Source organism: Mesorhizobium sp. M8A.F.Ca.ET.165.01.1.1, assembly GCF_004792065.1.
Lineage (GTDB): Bacteria > Pseudomonadota > Alphaproteobacteria > Rhizobiales > Rhizobiaceae > Mesorhizobium.
In genome coordinates this window covers 66,205-82,950 of record NZ_SRTH01000019.1, presented here as the reverse complement: position 1 = coordinate 82,950, position 16,746 = coordinate 66,205, and the positions used below count along the sequence as shown (strand labels likewise).

11 protein-coding genes and 3 pseudogenes are annotated in these 16,746 nt (G+C 59.6%); 6 read left to right on the top strand and 8 right to left on the bottom strand.

Annotation, left to right across the window (positions count from 1 at the left end):
• Positions 1 to 134: 134 nt before the first annotated feature.
• A pseudogene (locus EN808_RS31230) lies at positions 135 to 902 on the top strand (IS110 family transposase); the annotation flags it as partial.
• 114 nt (positions 903 to 1,016) lie between these two features.
• A pseudogene (locus tag EN808_RS31225) lies at positions 1,017 to 2,238 on the top strand (IS256 family transposase).
• A 716-nt stretch (positions 2,239 to 2,954) separates the two neighbouring features.
• Here the strand turns inward: EN808_RS31225 and EN808_RS31220 are convergent.
• Positions 2,955 to 3,778 (bottom strand): IS5 family transposase gene (locus EN808_RS31220; RefSeq protein ID WP_135917869.1). Its coding sequence is split into 2 segments (ribosomal slippage): positions 2,955 to 3,247 and positions 3,247 to 3,778, totalling 825 coding nucleotides; the frame shifts between segments, so codons are not numbered across the junction.
• A 388-nt stretch (positions 3,779 to 4,166) separates the two neighbouring features.
• On the opposite strand from EN808_RS31220, the gene EN808_RS31215 reads away from it, so the two are divergent.
• Positions 4,167 to 5,024: an IS5 family transposase gene (locus EN808_RS31215; RefSeq protein WP_189524209.1), complete on the top strand. Its 858-nt coding sequence runs from the start codon at positions 4,167 to 4,169 to the stop codon at positions 5,022 to 5,024.
• Here the strand turns inward: EN808_RS31215 and EN808_RS31210 are convergent.
• Both EN808_RS31210 and EN808_RS37715 read right to left on the bottom strand, forming a co-directional pair.
• Entirely contained in the window at positions 4,976 to 9,406 is a 4,431-nt protein-coding gene (locus EN808_RS31210) for an amino acid adenylation domain-containing protein (RefSeq protein WP_135917867.1), read from the bottom strand. The genes EN808_RS31215 and EN808_RS31210 overlap by 49 nt on opposite strands.
• Before the next feature lie 678 nt (positions 9,407 to 10,084).
• Positions 10,085 to 10,804, bottom strand: a complete 720-nt coding sequence (locus EN808_RS37715) for a cold shock protein (protein WP_135917866.1) — start codon at positions 10,802 to 10,804, stop codon at positions 10,085 to 10,087.
• A gap of 205 nt (positions 10,805 to 11,009) precedes the next feature.
• Here EN808_RS37715 and EN808_RS37850 point away from each other — a divergent pair.
• Positions 11,010 to 11,632, top strand: a pseudogene (locus tag EN808_RS37850) (plasmid pRiA4b ORF-3 family protein); the annotation flags it as partial.
• Here the strand turns inward: EN808_RS37850 and EN808_RS31195 are convergent.
• Both EN808_RS31195 and EN808_RS31190 read right to left on the bottom strand, forming a co-directional pair.
• A complete protein-coding gene (locus EN808_RS31195; protein ID WP_135917865.1) occupies positions 11,548 to 12,585 on the bottom strand; it encodes a dienelactone hydrolase-related enzyme in 1,038 nt (345 codons plus the stop codon). The pseudogene EN808_RS37850 and the gene EN808_RS31195 sit on opposite strands and share 85 nt — an antisense overlap.
• Positions 12,575 to 14,188 carry a hypothetical protein gene (locus EN808_RS31190; protein ID WP_135917864.1) on the bottom strand — a complete coding sequence of 538 codons (1,614 nt, stop codon included), beginning with the start codon at positions 14,186 to 14,188 and terminating at the stop codon, positions 12,575 to 12,577. The genes EN808_RS31195 and EN808_RS31190 overlap by 11 nt, the downstream gene beginning before the upstream one ends.
• A 122-nt stretch (positions 14,189 to 14,310) precedes the next feature.
• Between EN808_RS31190 and EN808_RS31185 the strand changes: the two genes are divergently transcribed.
• Positions 14,311 to 14,655, top strand: a complete 345-nt coding sequence (locus tag EN808_RS31185; RefSeq protein WP_135917863.1) for a hypothetical protein — start codon at positions 14,311 to 14,313, stop codon at positions 14,653 to 14,655.
• Here EN808_RS31185 and EN808_RS36550 read toward each other — a convergent pair.
• The 3 genes from EN808_RS36550 to EN808_RS31175 are packed head-to-tail and all read right to left on the bottom strand — an operon-like array spanning position 14,652 to position 15,971.
• Positions 14,652 to 14,816, bottom strand: a complete 165-nt coding sequence (locus EN808_RS36550; RefSeq protein WP_189524208.1) for a hypothetical protein — start codon at positions 14,814 to 14,816, stop codon at positions 14,652 to 14,654. The two genes, EN808_RS31185 and EN808_RS36550, sit on opposite strands and share 4 nt — an antisense overlap.
• Positions 14,813 to 15,313, bottom strand: a complete 501-nt coding sequence (locus EN808_RS31180) for a thermonuclease family protein (protein WP_135917862.1) — start codon at positions 15,311 to 15,313, stop codon at positions 14,813 to 14,815. Before EN808_RS31180 ends, EN808_RS36550 begins: the two co-directional genes overlap by 4 nt.
• A 37-nt stretch (positions 15,314 to 15,350) precedes the next feature.
• On the bottom strand, positions 15,351 to 15,971 hold the full coding sequence (locus EN808_RS31175) for a hypothetical protein (protein ID WP_135917861.1): 621 nt from the start codon (positions 15,969 to 15,971) through the stop codon (positions 15,351 to 15,353).
• A gap of 88 nt (positions 15,972 to 16,059) precedes the next feature.
• Between EN808_RS31175 and EN808_RS31170 the strand changes: the two genes are divergently transcribed.
• Positions 16,060 to 16,737: a lytic transglycosylase domain-containing protein gene (locus EN808_RS31170; protein ID WP_135917860.1), complete on the top strand. Its 678-nt coding sequence runs from the start codon at positions 16,060 to 16,062 to the stop codon at positions 16,735 to 16,737.
• The last annotated feature ends 9 nt before the right edge of the window (positions 16,738 to 16,746 follow it).

The window sequence follows — 16,746 nt, the reverse complement described above, 5'->3', positions numbered from 1 at the left end:
ATTTGGACCCGATCCGCAGATCACCATACCGGCCCGCGCTTCTTGAAAGGCCGCAACGAAAAGCCTGAGAGAAGAACGCACTCGATCACCGGCACATCAGGTTGGAAGGCTTCTTGCATCAAGGGCGGCAACCAGAGAAGAATGATGCGACCGATGCCGAGGCGATCTGCGAAGCGGTGACGCGACCGACGATGCGCTTCGTTCCGGTGAAGAGCGAGGAGCAGCAAAGTGTACTGATGCTGCATCGGGTCCGTGAGCTGTTGATCCGCCAGCGGACGATGCTGGTGAACGGCCTGCGCGGCCACCTGGCGGAGTTCGGTGTCGTGACGCGCCAAGGCATTGCGGGTGTGGGCACGCTAATCGCGCTCGTCGAAGACCAGGGTGACGAACTCATTCCTCCGCTTGCGCAGGCCGCGCTCCTTCCCCTGGTCGAGCAGCTACGAGCGGCGCATGAGAAGGTCATTGACCTGGATCGTCAGATCCACGCCTGGCACCGCTCGAATGAACTTAGCTGGCGCCTAGAGACAATACCTGGAATTGGCCCGATCACCGCCAGCGCGATCGCCGCGACGGTGACAGACGCGTCGCTGTTCAGATCCGGCAGACAGTTGGCTGCGTGGCTCGGTCTTGTGCCGCGGCAGAACTCGTCAGGCGGCAAGGATCGTCTCGGCCGGATCAGTAAGCAGGGCGATCCCTATATCCGTCGACTGCTTGTAGTTGGCGCCCATGCCGTCCTCAGGTTCAGTCGCAAGGGCAAAGCGGCGCCGACCCGCTGGGCTGCCGAGCTTCTGACGAAGAAGCCGTACAATGTCGTCGCCGTTGCACTCGCGAACAAGATGGCGCGAATCGTGTGGGCTCTGATGATCACCGGCAAACGCTTTGAAGCTTCGGCCACCGCGTGACGCGGCCGTAGAGGATGCAGAGATTGGTGAGGTGCTAATGGTGTGATGACGGACGGTGGGACTGTCAGGAATTCCGTGTGCGGGCGGGCATAATGGGTAAAAAGGATTCCCACTATGACCCGACGCAAAGAACCTGCGATACCAAATGACCTTCTTGACCAGTTGCTGGCGGGAGGGGCGGCCAGTGCAGCCTTCGAACAGGGCGGGCTGCTGGATACGCTCAAGAAGGCTCTGACCGAGCGCGCGCTAACGCGGAGATAGACCATCACCTTGCCGGCGGCGAAGACGCTGGCAACACGCGTAACGGCTATGGCCGCAAGACGGTGACGACCGAGACCGGCAAGCTGGAGATCGATGTTCCGCGTGACCGCCAGTCGAGTTTCGATCCGCAGCTGATCGCCAAGTACCAGCGCCGTTTTCCCGGCTTCGACGACAAGATCGTATCGATGTACGCGCGCGGCATGAGCACCCGGGAGATCACCGGGCACCTGCATGATCTGTACGGTTCGATGTATCGCCCGATCTGATCTCAACGGTGACGGACGCCGTGCTCGACGAAGTCGTCACCTGGCAGCAAAGGCCGCTCGATCCGATTTACCCGCTGGTCTTCTTCGATGCGATCCGGGTCAAGATCCGTGATGAAGGGATGGTCCGCAACAAGGCCATCCACATCGCGCTGGGCGTGCGCGCCGATGGCGCCAAGGAGGTACTCGGCCTGTGGCTCGAGCAGAATGAAGGCGCCAAGTTCTGGCTGCGGGTTATGAACGAACTTCGCAACCGCGGCACGGAAGATATCCTGCTTGCCGTCGTCGATGGCCTCAAGGGCTTCCCCGAAGCGATCACCGCCGTGTTCCCCGAGGCGATCGTTCAGACCTGCATCGTCCATCTGCTGCGCAACTCCATGGACTTCGTGTCCTGGAAGGACCGCAAAGGCTTGGCGACAGCGCTCAAGGAGATCTACCGCGCGCCAAGCGCCGACGCCGCCGAACAGGCGCTGACCGCGTTCGAAGCCGGCTCCTGGGGCCAGCGTTACCCCGCTATCGGGCAGAGCTGGCGGCGGCCATGGGGCGAGGTCATCCCGTTCTTCGCCTTCCCGGAGGCGGTGCGCAGGATCGTCTACACCACGAATGCCATCGAGGCGCTGAACTCGAAGCTCAGGCGCGCAATCAGGGCCAGGGGCCATTTCCCGAGCGACGATGCCGCCACAAAACTGCTCTATCTGATCTTGAACCGATCCGAGAAAGAGTGGAAAATGCCGCCACGTGAATGGTCCATGGCAAAGGCCCAGTTCGCCGTAGTCTTCGGTGAGCGCTTCATAAGAGCAACGGCGGCGTAATGTTTAACCGTCCGCCCGCACACGAAATTCCTGACAGTCCCCGGACGGTCGAGCCGGGATCGGACAAACCCGCTCAGTGGGTGCCGCTCGAAAAAGCGCGTTGACCTGTCTGGGATCCGATCAGCGGACTTCATCAGGGCCAGCGGCATGAAACGCGCCGCACTTCAAAGGCCGTATACATCCCTGCACCCGACCAACCCGTAAGAAGCGCCAAAATCACCTTGCCACGCGGAGGCCGTCCATACATGCCACTGAACATTCATCCAGCGGCGATTAGAGCCTCGACCGGTTTTGCTCCGAACCCATTCTTTGGACCACCGGAGAGTAGAGTTTCCCGGCCTGTTCACGATGGCGGGCTTGATGCGCATCGGGATTGAGCAACGAGATCGGGACCTTGTGCCCGATCGCCGCATGTGGGCGCTCCTCGTTGTACAACTCAGCGACGCAACACCCACGGGACCGGCCCGGAGCGCGAGCTTCTCTATCCATGGCATCCTTGGGCGGGTCGCCAAGTCCATATTCACGAAGTGATCGATCGGAATGACGCAGCAGTCTTCCTCTGTAGCGTTTTCGGCCAGGCCTCGGATCGGTAAAAGAGGACTATTTCTCATCAAAGCCTTCCGACATTTTCTGTCCGGTTTGTCGGGCTCGCCACACAGCTTGTTAGCCTAATTACCCAGGCCCTTAGTGTCTGAATCGGAACGATGGCGGTGTTTTCATGCCCTTGCGAGCCGTCGGGTGAGCATGCGGATGTTTGCGACGAGAACCCAGGCCTGGGCGGATTCGATGGATCGCTCGAAGTCCTTGGCCAGCCTGCGGCATCGGCCCAGCCATGCGAAGGTGCGCTCCACCACCCACCGGCGTGGCAGGACCTCGAAGCCTTTGGCGCGATCCGAGCGCTTGACAATCTCCATTGTGAACTTGCCGATCTTTTGCAGGGCGCCGCGCAGCTTCGGCCCTGCATAGCCGCCGTCGGCGAAGACATGGCGTAGCCACGGCAGCGCCCGAGTATGGATTTCAGGACGGCGGGCGCGCCGTCACGGTCCTGGATGTCGGCGGCGTGAACGACGACGCCGACCAACAGGCCCAGCGTGTCGACGACGATGTGCCGCTTGCGGCCCTTGACCTTCTTGCCGGCGTCGAAGCCACGAACTCCGCCGCTTTCCGTGGTTTTCACACTCTGGCTGTCGATGACGCCGGCGGACGGGCTTGCCGCCCGGCCTTCCCGTTCGCGCGCCGCCATGACGAGTTCTTTGTTGATGGCGCGCAGCAATCCTTCGTCCCGCCAGCGCCAGAAGTATTTCTGCACCGTCGAGAACGGCGGGAAGTCCTTCGGCAGAAGCCGCCAAGCTCCGCCCGACGAAGCCATGTAAAGCAGCGCGTTCACAACCTCGCGCAGGTCCGTCTCGCGCGGCCGGCCGATGCGGTTCGGTGCCGGCAACAGCGGCTCGATCAGCGCCCACTCCGCGTCCGTCAGGTCGCTTGCGTAGCGCCGGCAGCACCGTGCATAGTGAGGGCGAGTGGTTTCGGTCCAGGGCATCGTGATCTCCGTCGAATCTCAGCAATCCGACTGAATCACAACCCGCTGAAATCACTCACTTCTTTTTGGAGCAGACCCTTAGAGACCGTTTTGAAAATCGGCCTGCTATGGGTTCGGTCTGAGGCTGAATGATTCATGTGTGGACGTATATGGACCCCGCCCGATTGCAACAGGTCGGCTGGATCAGGATCATTGGTCACAACTGCTGACGTATATCCGGCTTCCTAATGCGGCTGGACAACGTCTTCGCCGCGAGCCCCGATGGATTTTCGCGCGCTTCCACCTCATCGGCCCCTAGACATTGGCCGAAGCCGGGTTGCACTGCTGTCTCAGCAAAGTGCGTCGTCCACAAAACCGTGCACCCGGCCGCGCCGTATCCGCGCGATAGATGCTTGACGCCCAAGCCGCGAGCCGTGGGTGGATGGCCCAGATTGGCAAGAAGACCAAGGGCTGCCCGTCTGATTTGACGGACGAGGAGTGGGAGCAGTTCGCACCGCTGATGCCCAAGCCTGAGCGTCGCGGGCGTCCGCGCGAGGTTGATTTCCGGGAGGTGGTCAACGCGGTGCGCTACCTGGTCCGCTCCGGTTGCGGTTGGCGGATGCTGCCGATCCATTTCGGCCCCTGGCAGACGGTCTACGGGAGGTTCCGCGAATTGGCGCGGCGCTTTCTGTTTCAGACCATCCACGACGTGGCGCCGATGCTGGATCGCGAGCGAGCTGGGCGCGAGGCCAGTCCCACGGCTGGCGTGATCGACAGCCAGTCGGTCAAGGCCCCGCAAGCTGAAACAAGGGGTTACAACGCCGGCAACAAGATTGTCGCCCGCAAACGACACGATACGGATGGACGGCTGTTGATGGTCAACCTCACTACCGCCGACATCTCCGACAGTGCCAGCGCTCAGGCGATCCTGGATGGGATCCGCAAGCGCTGGCCTTGGGTCAAGCGTCTGTTCGCGGACGGCGCCTATGACCGGCTGAAACTCATGGACAAAGCCACCTATTTCGACTTCGTGGTGGAGATCATCCGTCGATCCGACGACCAGAAGGGCTTCGAAGTCTTGCCCGCCGCTGGGTTTCGTCGAGCGGACCTCTGGATGACAAGATGGCGCCGCGTCGTACGCGACTACGAGCAGCGCGTCGACGTCTCTCACGCCATGATCCTTGTCGCAATGGGCGGCGATCTCATTCGCCGAAACGCTCATCCGCGATTTTCAAAAGGGACTCTTAAGGCCGTTGATAGCCGTTGAGCCAGAACTTGGCGGTTTTCCGAGGCGCTCATCATAGTCTCGTGGTCGCCTGGAATTGGCAAGGCACGAATAGCCTGTACACTCAAAATACGTTGCCAACCCAGGAAACCTCTGTCTGAACCTATTGATTGTTCTGGAGGTTTCGCCCGACGGCGGCAAGGCCCGTTAGCGTAGAACTGGTGTATCTCGACCGGCAGGGATGGAGCTTCATATACGTTTAGCATCCTTTGGAACGTTGCGGCCTTTTCATACCTAGAAATGTCAGCGTGTAAATCACGACCACTAGGAATCGCTCCAATTTCCTGCGCCTTTTCCAGGAGCTGGACGGTTGAGCTTTGTTCAGCGAATCGCTCAAGCTCTGCGAAGCGTTCGTCATCCAACGATTCGAGCCCTACCAGAACGAGTTCGTTGATGATTTTGGTTGGTGATATGGTGGGGCCATTTTCAGGTAGCTCAACATCGATGAACGCCATGAATGATATAGCTTCGCCCAGCCTCAAGAGATGTTGCGCAATTGCGTAGGCCAAAATGCCGCCTGACGAGTATCCAGCAAAGCGATACGGTCCGGACGGCTGAATGTCCTTGATCCTCAGAAGTGCTCGCGCGGCCATTTCTTCAAGAGTGGGTGGACAAAGCTCATTGAAATCCGGCCATGGCAGAGCATAGACGGGACAGTCTATGTCCATTTCGCTCCCCAATTTGACGGCGTAGGAACAGTCTCCCGAGCCTGTCGGAACAAAGAAGAGCGGCGGTTGCGATCCAGTCTCACGAATGGAAATCGCTCGCGGACTACTTGGCTGCGGTTCCAACTTAACCTTCGATGCAAGGTCCTTTAGAATGGGCGTCCGGAAAAGATCGCTGGCGCTCAACTTCAGTCCAAGGTTTGAGGTTCGACTTAGCAGTTGCACCGCCAGCAGCGAATGGCCGCCGAGTTCGAAGAAGTGGTCGTGGCGGCCGATGCGCTCGACACCAAGCAGTTCCGCCCAGATCTGCGCCAGCGCGGTCTCGATCTCGTCTTGAGGCGCCTCGTAGGCTGCCCGCGCATAGGTGTCGTCGTCGGGGGCCGGCAGCGCCTTGCGGTCGAGCTTGCCGTTCGGCGTCAGCGGCAGCGCCGCCAGCCGCACGAAGGCCGACGGCACCATGTAGTCGGGCAGCCGCGCGCCAAGATGCGCGTGCAAGGCGCCGGCAAGCCCTCCTTGGCCCTCGGCTCCGGCCGCGTCCTTCGCGCCGCCGTGCGGCGCGCACACCACATAGGCGACGAGCCGCATCTGGCCCGCTCGGTCCTCACGCGCCACCACGACCGCATCGCGCACCAGCTCGTGCTCGACAAGGCGCGCCGTGATCTCGCCCGGCTCGATGCGGAAGCCGCGGATCTTCACCTGGTCGTCGTTGCGGCCCAGGAACTCCAGATTGCCGTCCGGCAGATAGCGCGCCAGGTCGCCGGTCCGGTACAGCCGGTCGCCTTCCACAAAGGGGCTGGCGATGAACCGCTCCGCCGTCAGCTCGGGCCGGTTCAGGTAGCCGCGCGCAACTCCTGCCCCGCCGATGTAAAGCTCACCCACCGCCCCGAACGGCACCGGCGCACCATGACTGTCCACAAGATACACACGCGTGTTCGCGATCGGGCGGCCGATATGTGGCACAGCGTCGTCACTGAAGATCCGTCCCGAGGTTGCCACGACGGTAGTTTCAGTGGGGCCATAGTTGTTTACTAGCTTGAGAGGCGACGGTAGCAGGGAAGGCACATGCTGGAGACGATCACCGCCGATCAGCAGGTACTCCAAAGTGGGATTTACCAGATTGGCTTCCAGCGCTGTTGTAGCCAGCGGCGTAACTAAGAAGGCGGCGAAAAGTGATTGCTCACGCCACCATTGCAACAGACGTTGGGAATCTCCTGCTGATGCTCTGGGCGGGAGCAGCAATGTGCTACGATTGCATAACGCAGACCATAGCTCCCAGGCGCTGGCATCGAATGCTGATGCGGCCGTCAGTGCGCAGCACGTTTCGGGTTGCGGACAGAACGTTTGCACATGCCATGCTATAAGATTGACCAATCCCCGATGCTCGACCATGACACCCTTTGGCGTTCCGGTCGAGCCCGATGTGTATATAATGTACGCGAGATGGCGCGAGGTGAGCCCCAGCGCGCGCGGGTCGGGATCCGACGCCGGCAGCCCGGCCCAGGCCGGCGTGGCTGTGTCGAGGTCGACCACGCTCACTTGACCAGGAGCATCGTCGCCGAGGGCTGCGCGTCCCGCTGCATCGCAAAGGAGCAGCCGGGGTGCGGCATCCTCGAGCACCTGGTTGAGCCGTGTGCTCGGATAGGCCAGATCGAGCGGCACATAGGCGCCGCCCGCCTTCAGGATCGCCAAGACACCCACCACCATGGCCGGGCTGCGCTCCAGGCAGATCGCCACCGGCTGGTCCGGCTTCACACCGAGCCCGATCAGGTGATGCGCCAGGCGATTGGCCCGCGCGTTGAGCTGGCCATAGCTCAGTTCCTCAGTCTTATGCACCACCGCCATTCTATCCGGCGCCTCGCGTACCTGCGCCTCGAACAGCTCGTGGATGCACCGCTCCCACGGATAAGGCGCCACCGTCCGGTTCAGCTCCTCCAGCAGATGGCCGCGCTCGGCGGCCGACAAAAGCTCGATGCGGCCAACCGGCTGCCCAGCATCAGCCAGCACACCGCACAACAAAGCTTGCAAATGCTGTGTCATGCGCTCGACCTGCTCCGGCGCCAATCGACTGGCATCAAAGTGCCAGCGAAAGCTCCCATCCAGAATGCGAACCTCAAACGTCAGCAACGCGCCCGGCAGGGCTGCCTCGCAACACACCTTCGACGCTGAGTGAACAACGGCAGCACTGTTTTCTGCCGCAATCGCCATTCCAACTGGCCAGGGCCGACGCGATCGTAGCGCTTCCATCCCCTTTAATGACGGGAAGCGCCCGATAAGATCGCGCGCAAAGCTGTCGCGCTCCCTCAGTTGAACACATTCGGCCGCCACCGCTTTGCGTATTTCTTTGAAGTCATCGGCAAGGTCAATGGTGACTTCCATCGGCACGGCAGAAGCGATAACGGACTCCACTGCTTGCATGCCGGCTCGCGACGCTTTCGGCGCCGGCGTCCATCCCAGCTGAAGCTCTGCCTGGCCTGTGATGCGGGCCAGATAGATCAGCCAAGTCGTTACCAAGTATTCGACCCGATCAATGGCCGACAGCTCGGCCAAGGTCCCTGGACTTAGCCACGAACTCGACTGCCATCTCGCCGGCGTTTCGGCTTTGTCGGACGACAGGAAAGGCGGCTCCACTATTTTGAACTGCTCAAGCCGCTGCCGCCAAAAGTCCTCTGAAGACGCTACCTCCTCATGGATAGCAGTTAGGCGCCGCACCTGATCGTCGCTCAAGACAGGAAGGGCCTCGCCTTCATCCAAATTGCAGCGGCTGGCGAGTGCCCGCCCCTCGAGAGCCTGACCGTCCAAGCTGCCAAACCAGACGTCCACATCCTGTGTACCCGTCGCCACACGCCAATGGCTCGGATGTATTTCAAGCAGGCGACCTGCCGCAAAGCCCGAGCGGCGAGGCAGCACCTCCAAGCGCCTGACGGCAACAACCTCTTCCCCTACGAGGGCCTTGCACAGACACAATGGATTGGGATGGTAAAGCCCAAAATCCAAAGCCCGCGTCATCGCCGACAGAGCTTGCGCGGATCGATCCCAACGCAGAATACCTGCCGCATCGGGACGCATATGTCTGGGAAAGTAGCTTCTGTCTTCCAGTGCCTGCGGACGGGTACTGAGCTTGCCCCCCGCTAAGCCAATTAGAAGCTCTCGGAAGCCCTCGACAGCGGCTTCATAACATTTGAGGTTCAGGGTCAGCGCCGTATCAGCGGGCGTCACCAACACTTGGCGCTGAACCGCCACGTCACCCGTACCAACACCGTCAGCGACACGATGCCACGTGATGGCATGCTCGGTCTCTTGCGCCAGCAGAGCCCAAGACGTCGCGTGAGTTCCGGCATATCGCGGCAAAGGGCCGTCATGGTAGTTGAAAGCACCTTGACTGATCAGCCCTAGCACATCGGGCGGCAAGATGAACGGATTGACAACGGAAAAAAGCCAATCCACCGGCACGGTCTTCAGGAAGGTCGAGAGCTCTTCTACACCTGCAATGCATGGCACGTCGGCGCGAGCCGCCCAGTTGGCGAATATCGCATCTGCACACAGCACCGCGCGAATGTGATGGCCCATCTCCATTGCCCGCTGAGCGCAACTGACCGCGAGCTTCCCCTTGCCAATAACGATGCTGGACGGGACTGATCTGGCTCCAGAGCGGTGCTCATTCCGATTGCCTGTTTCAAAGGTTGAGGAGGACCGGGTCATCTCACGCTCCTGGGCAAATCGTATGTACGGTCTGGACAATTTCTGTCCTCGCCCCTGCGACTTCTCTGGCCGGACCCAATCGAGCACGGCGGAACCTTGCCTTGAACTTTTCTAGCTGACTCGGTGCCTCTCGACGTCCAGTACGATCCTGCATCAGCACGCCTACCTCTATGAGAAAACATCGACGGAGTCGCCGCCTGTCCCTCCCAAACCCACTGGCGCCGCAACCCTCTGTGGGTGTTACTGCATGCCGATCAAGAAAGGAAACAGCCGAGGTGCTAACCGTCACGGGATGAAAGTCCAGTGTTCAGCGGAAAGGGTCATACGCTCCGAATGCTTTCCTTAGTTCTGGGACGGTTATACCTCACGTTGCATAGGGCGTGCCAAAGAAGAAACCGTTTAGCCAATAGGATGGCGCCAACTCTGCAATGTCGCAGGTCAGACATTGTCGCAACTTTTACATGTCCTGAAAGGTTCTGCAAAAAACTCTGGAGAGAGAACAGGCCTTGCCCTGAGGCGAGGCGGCCATGGCACGCTGGTGACGTTGCGATCAAGGCTCCGAACATCGTCGCTCACGACTGCGGGCGAAAGGTGCCGACGGATAGCGCTGATGACGGTACGACAGTAACGGCTCCTTAACTGTGAATAGGCATTGTGAGCGTAGGCGCTGCCTCGCGCCTAACCTGCCGTCCGCCCTTGCGGAGCCTTCGCCTGGAGCCGGCGACCGACGCTTTCATGTACCCCCGACAGCATGCGCCGGCCGCCGGCCGGCTGCGGATCAATGTTGGGTACGGCGGGGTAGCTTTCAGCCAATACGAATAGTCTGAACTTCCAGGCCTTTCTTGCCCGGTCCCTGCTCAAACCGCACCTTCTGTCCCTCGGCCAGCGCCCAGAGCGAGATAGCGCCGAGGCATGAACGAAGACGTCTTTACCTCCGCCTTCAGGCGCAATGAAACCGAAGCCCTTTTCGGCATTGTACCTCTTCACAGTGCCTCTGGTTGCGAACTGCGTTTGCGGCCGAACGATGGCTGTGCCACCGGCAGGCGCATTTGCAGAACTTTTCGGAATGTCCTCTCCGATCTCCAGGACTTGCGCTACCTGATGTCCCTTTTTCGTTTCCTCCAACGTGACCTTCAGATGCGCTCCTTCGGCGACACCGTGGCTTCCAATCGCCTCCAACACGCGCAAGGGCAAATAGGCCCCTGTGCCGTCTGAGGCTTTGACGAACCCAAACCCCTTGCTTGCGTTGAACCACTTCACCTGGGTGTCGACAGGTGCCGCGACCGCGGACGGTGGCCGCTGAAAGAAGTTGGGTACGATAGGCTTCTCCGGAAAAGAAAACGGCTCGCCGTCATCTCGATGCCGACGCGGCTTGCGATGGTCTTTGTACCTGCTCATGTTCTCTCGGCTGGCGTAGAAGGAGGCGTTGCGCGCCTATGAATAAGCTGGGACGGCTGGCCGATCAACAATCGGGGTTGTTTTCGCAGCAGCGTACCTACCCGCGAAATGTCGTGGCACCCGTCGCCACTTCGTCGCGCGCCGTAATTGCCGCCCCCATGCCCACGCCCATTCACGCGCGGCATGCTTGCCACATGCTCGACCCCCCAGGATTAGCCGAACCCTCGAGCTGCCGATGGCGCTCAACCTTGCCCAACTCCACGAGGTGCTCCAGGCCTCCTTTGCTTGGACCGATAGCCATTTGCACCAGTTCAACTTCGGCGGCATCATCTATGGCGCGCCGGAGTTCGACGACGACGGCTTCACCGCCAATCGAACTTCGAGGCAACCGAGTTACGGATGGTCGAATTCGTTTGTTCCTGCGATCCCGACGAACAGCCCATCACGATCCTCTATGAGTACGACTTCGGCGACAACTGGCGCCATCTGATCCGTCTGGAACGCCTTCCGCGCGACGCAGGCGTCAATTATCCGCGCTGCAATCCAGCTGGCCGGTCAGGGCCGCCAGAGGACGTCGGCGGCCCGCACGGCTATGCCGAGTTCCTCGAAGCATGGCGCGACAGCAGTCACGAAGAGCACAAGGCCAGGCGCCGGTGAGCCGGCCGCAAATTTCATCCCGAAAACTGCGACCTCGACGCCATATGCAAGGCGATCGCCAAGGCAGTGCGCGCCGCACGAGGAAACTACCGCTTCCGCCGCCAACCCAGGGCAGAGTTGTCCGCACGCGACAGAAACCGATTCAAGCTCAAACCCGCCAGCAAAATGTAAGGCGGCATGGCGAGCGAATAGTGACCACAGTTCAATGCCAAAACAGTCGGCCTAGCTCCAGCGTCCTTGAGCCTCTGCATGAACCTCGCCGAGAGCTCCGGCAACACCACTTTGTCTCTCTTGGCCAACACAACGTGAAGATCGAGATCAGGCCGTGCCAGACTATGTGCGTAATTCTCCAGTTTAAGTGGAGCCCAGGCCCTTCTGAGATCGGTCAGCTCAATCTCGGCCTCAAGGCTATCGCGTATCGATCGTGTCGCGCGGCCCGTCCAGACCATGTCCGCCAGACTCCCCGCCGTCAGATACAACGAGGCTTTTGACACGGCGGCATCGCGCGCAGCAATCAACCCCGCGACCCAGGACCCTAAGCTCATACCAAGAACCGAAATCTCTCTGTAGCCTTCGCTATTCAACCAACGTATGAGCTTTCGCCCGTCCAATACCCCCTGCCTCATTGACTGGACCGTTCGGCCGAGATTGGGGCTAAGCATATGGTCGGCGTGGAGGGAGCCGGGACGGCTGCGCTCGAAGTGATACGGCATGGCAATCTCGACAACCGTGATACCACGCCGCGAGAGAAAGTTGGCGATCTGAGGGTTCCGCGCGCTTGCATTCCAATGGTGAAAGATCACCAACGCCCGGTCGAACGAACCGCTTTCTGTGACTTTCGCCCACACAACATTGTTCGGCGCAATATCAGTCGCGATGTCCGATGGAAATTTTAGCCACCCGTCTTTCCATTCAAAACGCTCATCGCTCTCACTCGGCTCATCGAAAAAGGCTGGATCGGCCACGGCCTGGTCGGCAAGGACACAAAACTCTTCGATGCTTGCAATCTTCCCCGCGCCTGGAAAGGCACGGTCCGCGTCAAGGATGAAATCCGTTGTCTTCTTCCCTTCCTCACCGCGTCGCGCACGCCGCTCATCCCAACGATCAAGCCAGCTATGATACACTGTGATTTTTTCCTAACTCGCTCGCTGGCCATCGCCCAAATCCGGGATTAATGAGGCCGTATATCGCGAGCAGCCCTCCAACGCCCAGAAGGATCGAAAAGCCAGCGAATGCATCGATTAGCAAGTAGCCAGTAACGAGTAACGCCACGATCGCCGACATTTTCCACAAAGGAACCGGAAACCGACTTCCGACGCCCAAACGGACGGTCCCATACACAAAAACCACACAGGTCGAAATAACGATAAGAAAGCTGCTGTAATGCGTCGGCATCCTATAGGCGATGCCATCGCTCACGTCGTTGCCGCCATGGAAGGCTGAAGACATATCGCCGACCAACCAAGCCACGACATTTTCTCCACGCGATGTCAGGTAAGCACTCTGAACCTTCATGACTATGCCGATCAGAACCCCCAAAACAGTACAGCGAAAAGTTCCGCACATCACTCTGAGGCTGGCTTCGTTGAGCTCGTGTTGATAATCCACTTCCGGTCGATTACTCGCTGCTTCTCCAATTCTGCAAAGATCATGGACAACCGTATAGAGCAAAATGAGACCTACGAAGAACAGATAAAAGCAAAGGCACATGTATAGGTAAGCGAGCCCGGTGAATACGACCGCTTCTGGAACCGATATGACCTCGGGGCGCACAATCGCTAACGAGCCCCAATCCGTCGCATAGTCGCCACCACCTTTCATCAACGGGATCAATGACACGCCGATCCACTGAAAAAGACCGGCGAACAGCACACAAATCAAAAAAACCGCCCAATATGAATACGAAGAAGCTTCTACGCTGCGCGCCCAGGCATCGTCGCTTTCCATCTTATTGCCATTCCCCACAACCTTTGGGCGGCCTTCATCTTTCCAAAAGGTCACTAGCTCGGTCACGAAGGCAAAAAACAGTGGCAAAAATACCATGAAGACGAATGTCCAATTCGCTGTCCAAAGAAACCCCACCTGCTTGACGACGCCATCCGCCCGGAAATACCTCACGCTGTGAATCCCCAGAGTATATGACAAATACCCAAGAGCGGTGACACCTGCAAACACCGACGCCGGCAAATTCAGAGGAGATCCGTGAGTAAAAAACGCCTCCGATTTCCTCGCCAAACTAAAACGCCGCCTTGGCCCCTTGGCGTCAGTATCCCGTTTTAGCTCTGCCGGAGACGCTGTGTCGTCATCAAAGGTCGCAGCCAGTGCTGTATCTGGAATCTCCCGTGCAACGTTGCTTCCGGCGCTCTTTGATTCTCGTCTCTTGGCCGATAACCGCGATTGCGCAGCACTGAGCTCCATCTGCCATTCGCTGGTGGCCACCGGATCACCGCAGCCAAAAACCCTCGCCAGCCAACGAATGTTGGCAGCGCTAATACCCTTGTCGTTGTCTTGAAACCAAAGCTGCACTGTTCGCAGATCGACCCCGATCCGGTTGGAATCAATTTGTGAAATCGCCTCTGCAAGAAGCTCGGGCGTCCATGGGCCTGCAGGAAATCCATCCTTGCCCAACGGCCGACCCGCACCCGCAGCCGCTAACCGTCTGAATATTTCCTTGAAATCACTCCCATCTCTCGGTGGCGGGAGAAATAACTTTTCATTCTTAAACAACGACTTGCAGGCTCTGATTTCGCTTCGTTTCGTATCCTATCGTGCCATCGTTCCTGATCAACGTATTTCTCAACTCGATGCAACGGGCGAGGGGCGGGCCGCGAATTACTCGGAGCAGGACAATGGCTGTTGAACTGGCATGCAGCAACGGAGAGGCGCAAAAGGCGGAAGGAGTCGTGGGTCTGATCGCGGCGCACCGCCGCGCCATTTCAGAGCTGGAGTGTCTCGGGAAACGTTTGATGCACGCCGAAGAGGTCGAGGCGGAGCTGATCGGTTCGCGGCTTGACGCTGCGATGAAGAACGAGACGGTGATTCGACGGCAGGCAGCGATGGCGCCGGTGGCCAATCTTGGCGAGCTGAAAATCAAAGCCGCATATTTTAAGCGGCTCATGAACAACGGTTGGTGCGACGTGGATGCGGAAGACCTGCAGGAACTGCTGCGATCTTTCGCCGAGTTGCCGATCTAAGAAAAGAGAGCGGAAATCCACGACATGAGCGCGTGCCATGCGGCATAGGCCAACGCCGGCACCGCGATGATGGCGATGAATGCGAGCGCCCCGGCTATGGCACCGTGCGTGCGGCCCTCGACCGGGTAGTAATAACGGCTGGATTCATCTTCGTGGTTCATTGCTTGCGCTCCCCTGCCCGTCTCAGCAGAAGTTCAATGGGATGTTGAAACTTCGTCGCCCAGAGACCATCAGCTTTCATCTTCGCGTTGAGCTCAGCCACCAGATAGGTGGCGCTGACCGCCTTGCCTTTCGCATCAGTAGCGGCGAAGGCGTAGCCGGCCCCGATGAGCGCGGTGCCGAGGTCGACCGTATCGCCGTCGAGTTTCGCGCCACATACCACAAACGTGGCTTCGTCGAGCGCCAAGGCGATCGGCTGGCAGGTCACGGCCGCCGTCGAAAACAAGGCGGCCAGGTGCGCGAGCGAGACGTTGCCGCAATCGAGCTCTTTGCCATTGGCATCCGCGGCGATCGTGCCCCGCAAGCATGATTGCACGCCATAAAGCCGGTAGAGCTTGCCATCGTCGCGCCACGTATCTCCGGTCAGCAGCTCGACGCTTTTCGACACCAGGAAGGGCGCGGCTGTCGCGCTTCTTGGCTCGACGCCTGCGGCGCTCACGGCGTGGGCGGTCGCGAGTGAGATAAGCGCTGCGAGGCTAGTTCGCTTCATCGGTCTGGAACTGTTTGCCGAGATCTAAGGCATGTTCGAGATCCGGCCGCAGGGACTTGCCGTCCTTGTTGCGGCCGATCGCAGCCATCTCGAAGAAAACCATGGAATCGTCGTCATAGGAGACCGAATAGGGATCGTTGGCATTGCCAGCTCCGACGAGTGCAAAACACGAAACCGCGTCCGGCACCCCGGATTGGCTTTTCAGGACCAGCGTCTTGCACAACACGACGGAGGCGCGGGTGTTATAGACAGCCTCGTCATAGTCCCGCACGGCCTTCGTGCAATCCCATTTCTCAGCCTTGTAGGTGATATTGGGTTTCGGGCAGGCCGCGAGCCCACGCAGCCTGTAGATGACGCCGTTGATGACGCGTTCAGTGGCGGACCTGATGTCCACCGGCTTTGCCAGCGTTATCACCTCGCGTTGAAAAAGGCCTCCGCGTGCGTCGTAGCGCTCGTAGACGAAGGTCTTTTCGCCAGGCTTTGCGAACTTCTGCAGATACGCGGTCGAGGGCTGCTCGAACGGATGCGGCTCGTTGGTGCCCAGATCGGCGGCGCCTACGACGGTGCTGTGGAACAACAATGCCGCGAGGAAGAAGAACTGCTTCATCGGAAAATTGGCCTCGATCCTGCTTCTCGTATTGACACTTTACTTTGGCACCATGTACCCATAGTAAAGTGTCAACCTTGGTGGCGCAATGAAAAACCGGATCGCGCTTGCGCTTTCTCTCTCAGCCGTCATGGCGCCATTCGGCGCACATGCGGACAACACGAGTTCAACACGCATCGCGGTGGCATTTGCTCTGCCGGCCCGCCCAGCGGTTTCGACCCATTCGGCCGCTGAGAACGGTTTGCCGATCGGCGGCGGGTGTGCGCCGGCGGATCGAGCGGCAGCCGCGGCCTTGGTGCGCCAGATCGCCGAGGACGAAGGCTTCGATCCCGACCTGACCGAGGCGGTTGCCTGGGCGGAAAGCGACATGGGCGGTAATCAAGGGCCGTCTCGCGCGGGCGCTCTCGGCATCATGCAGCTCATGCCCGCGACAGCGTCCCGTCTCGGTGTTGCTGACAGATGTGACGCGAAAGCCAATATCCGTGCCGGCGTCCGCTATCTGAAAGCGCTTTATGATGAGTTTCATGATCCGCTTTTGATGTTGGCAGCCTACAATGCAGGCGAGCAGAACGTCTACAAGGCCAAAGGCATCCCGGTGAACGACGAGACCACGAAATACGTGGTCAAGGTGCTCAATCGCTGGAAGCTCGGCAAGCTGATCAAGGCTCCCCTCCCCAACCCTGTTGACGAGCGTCACGCAGCCGCGACCGGCGCTGTCGATGGCGTCGCCTGGCAAGATGGTCACGTCATGGATTTTGGCAACTGAAAAAGGAGT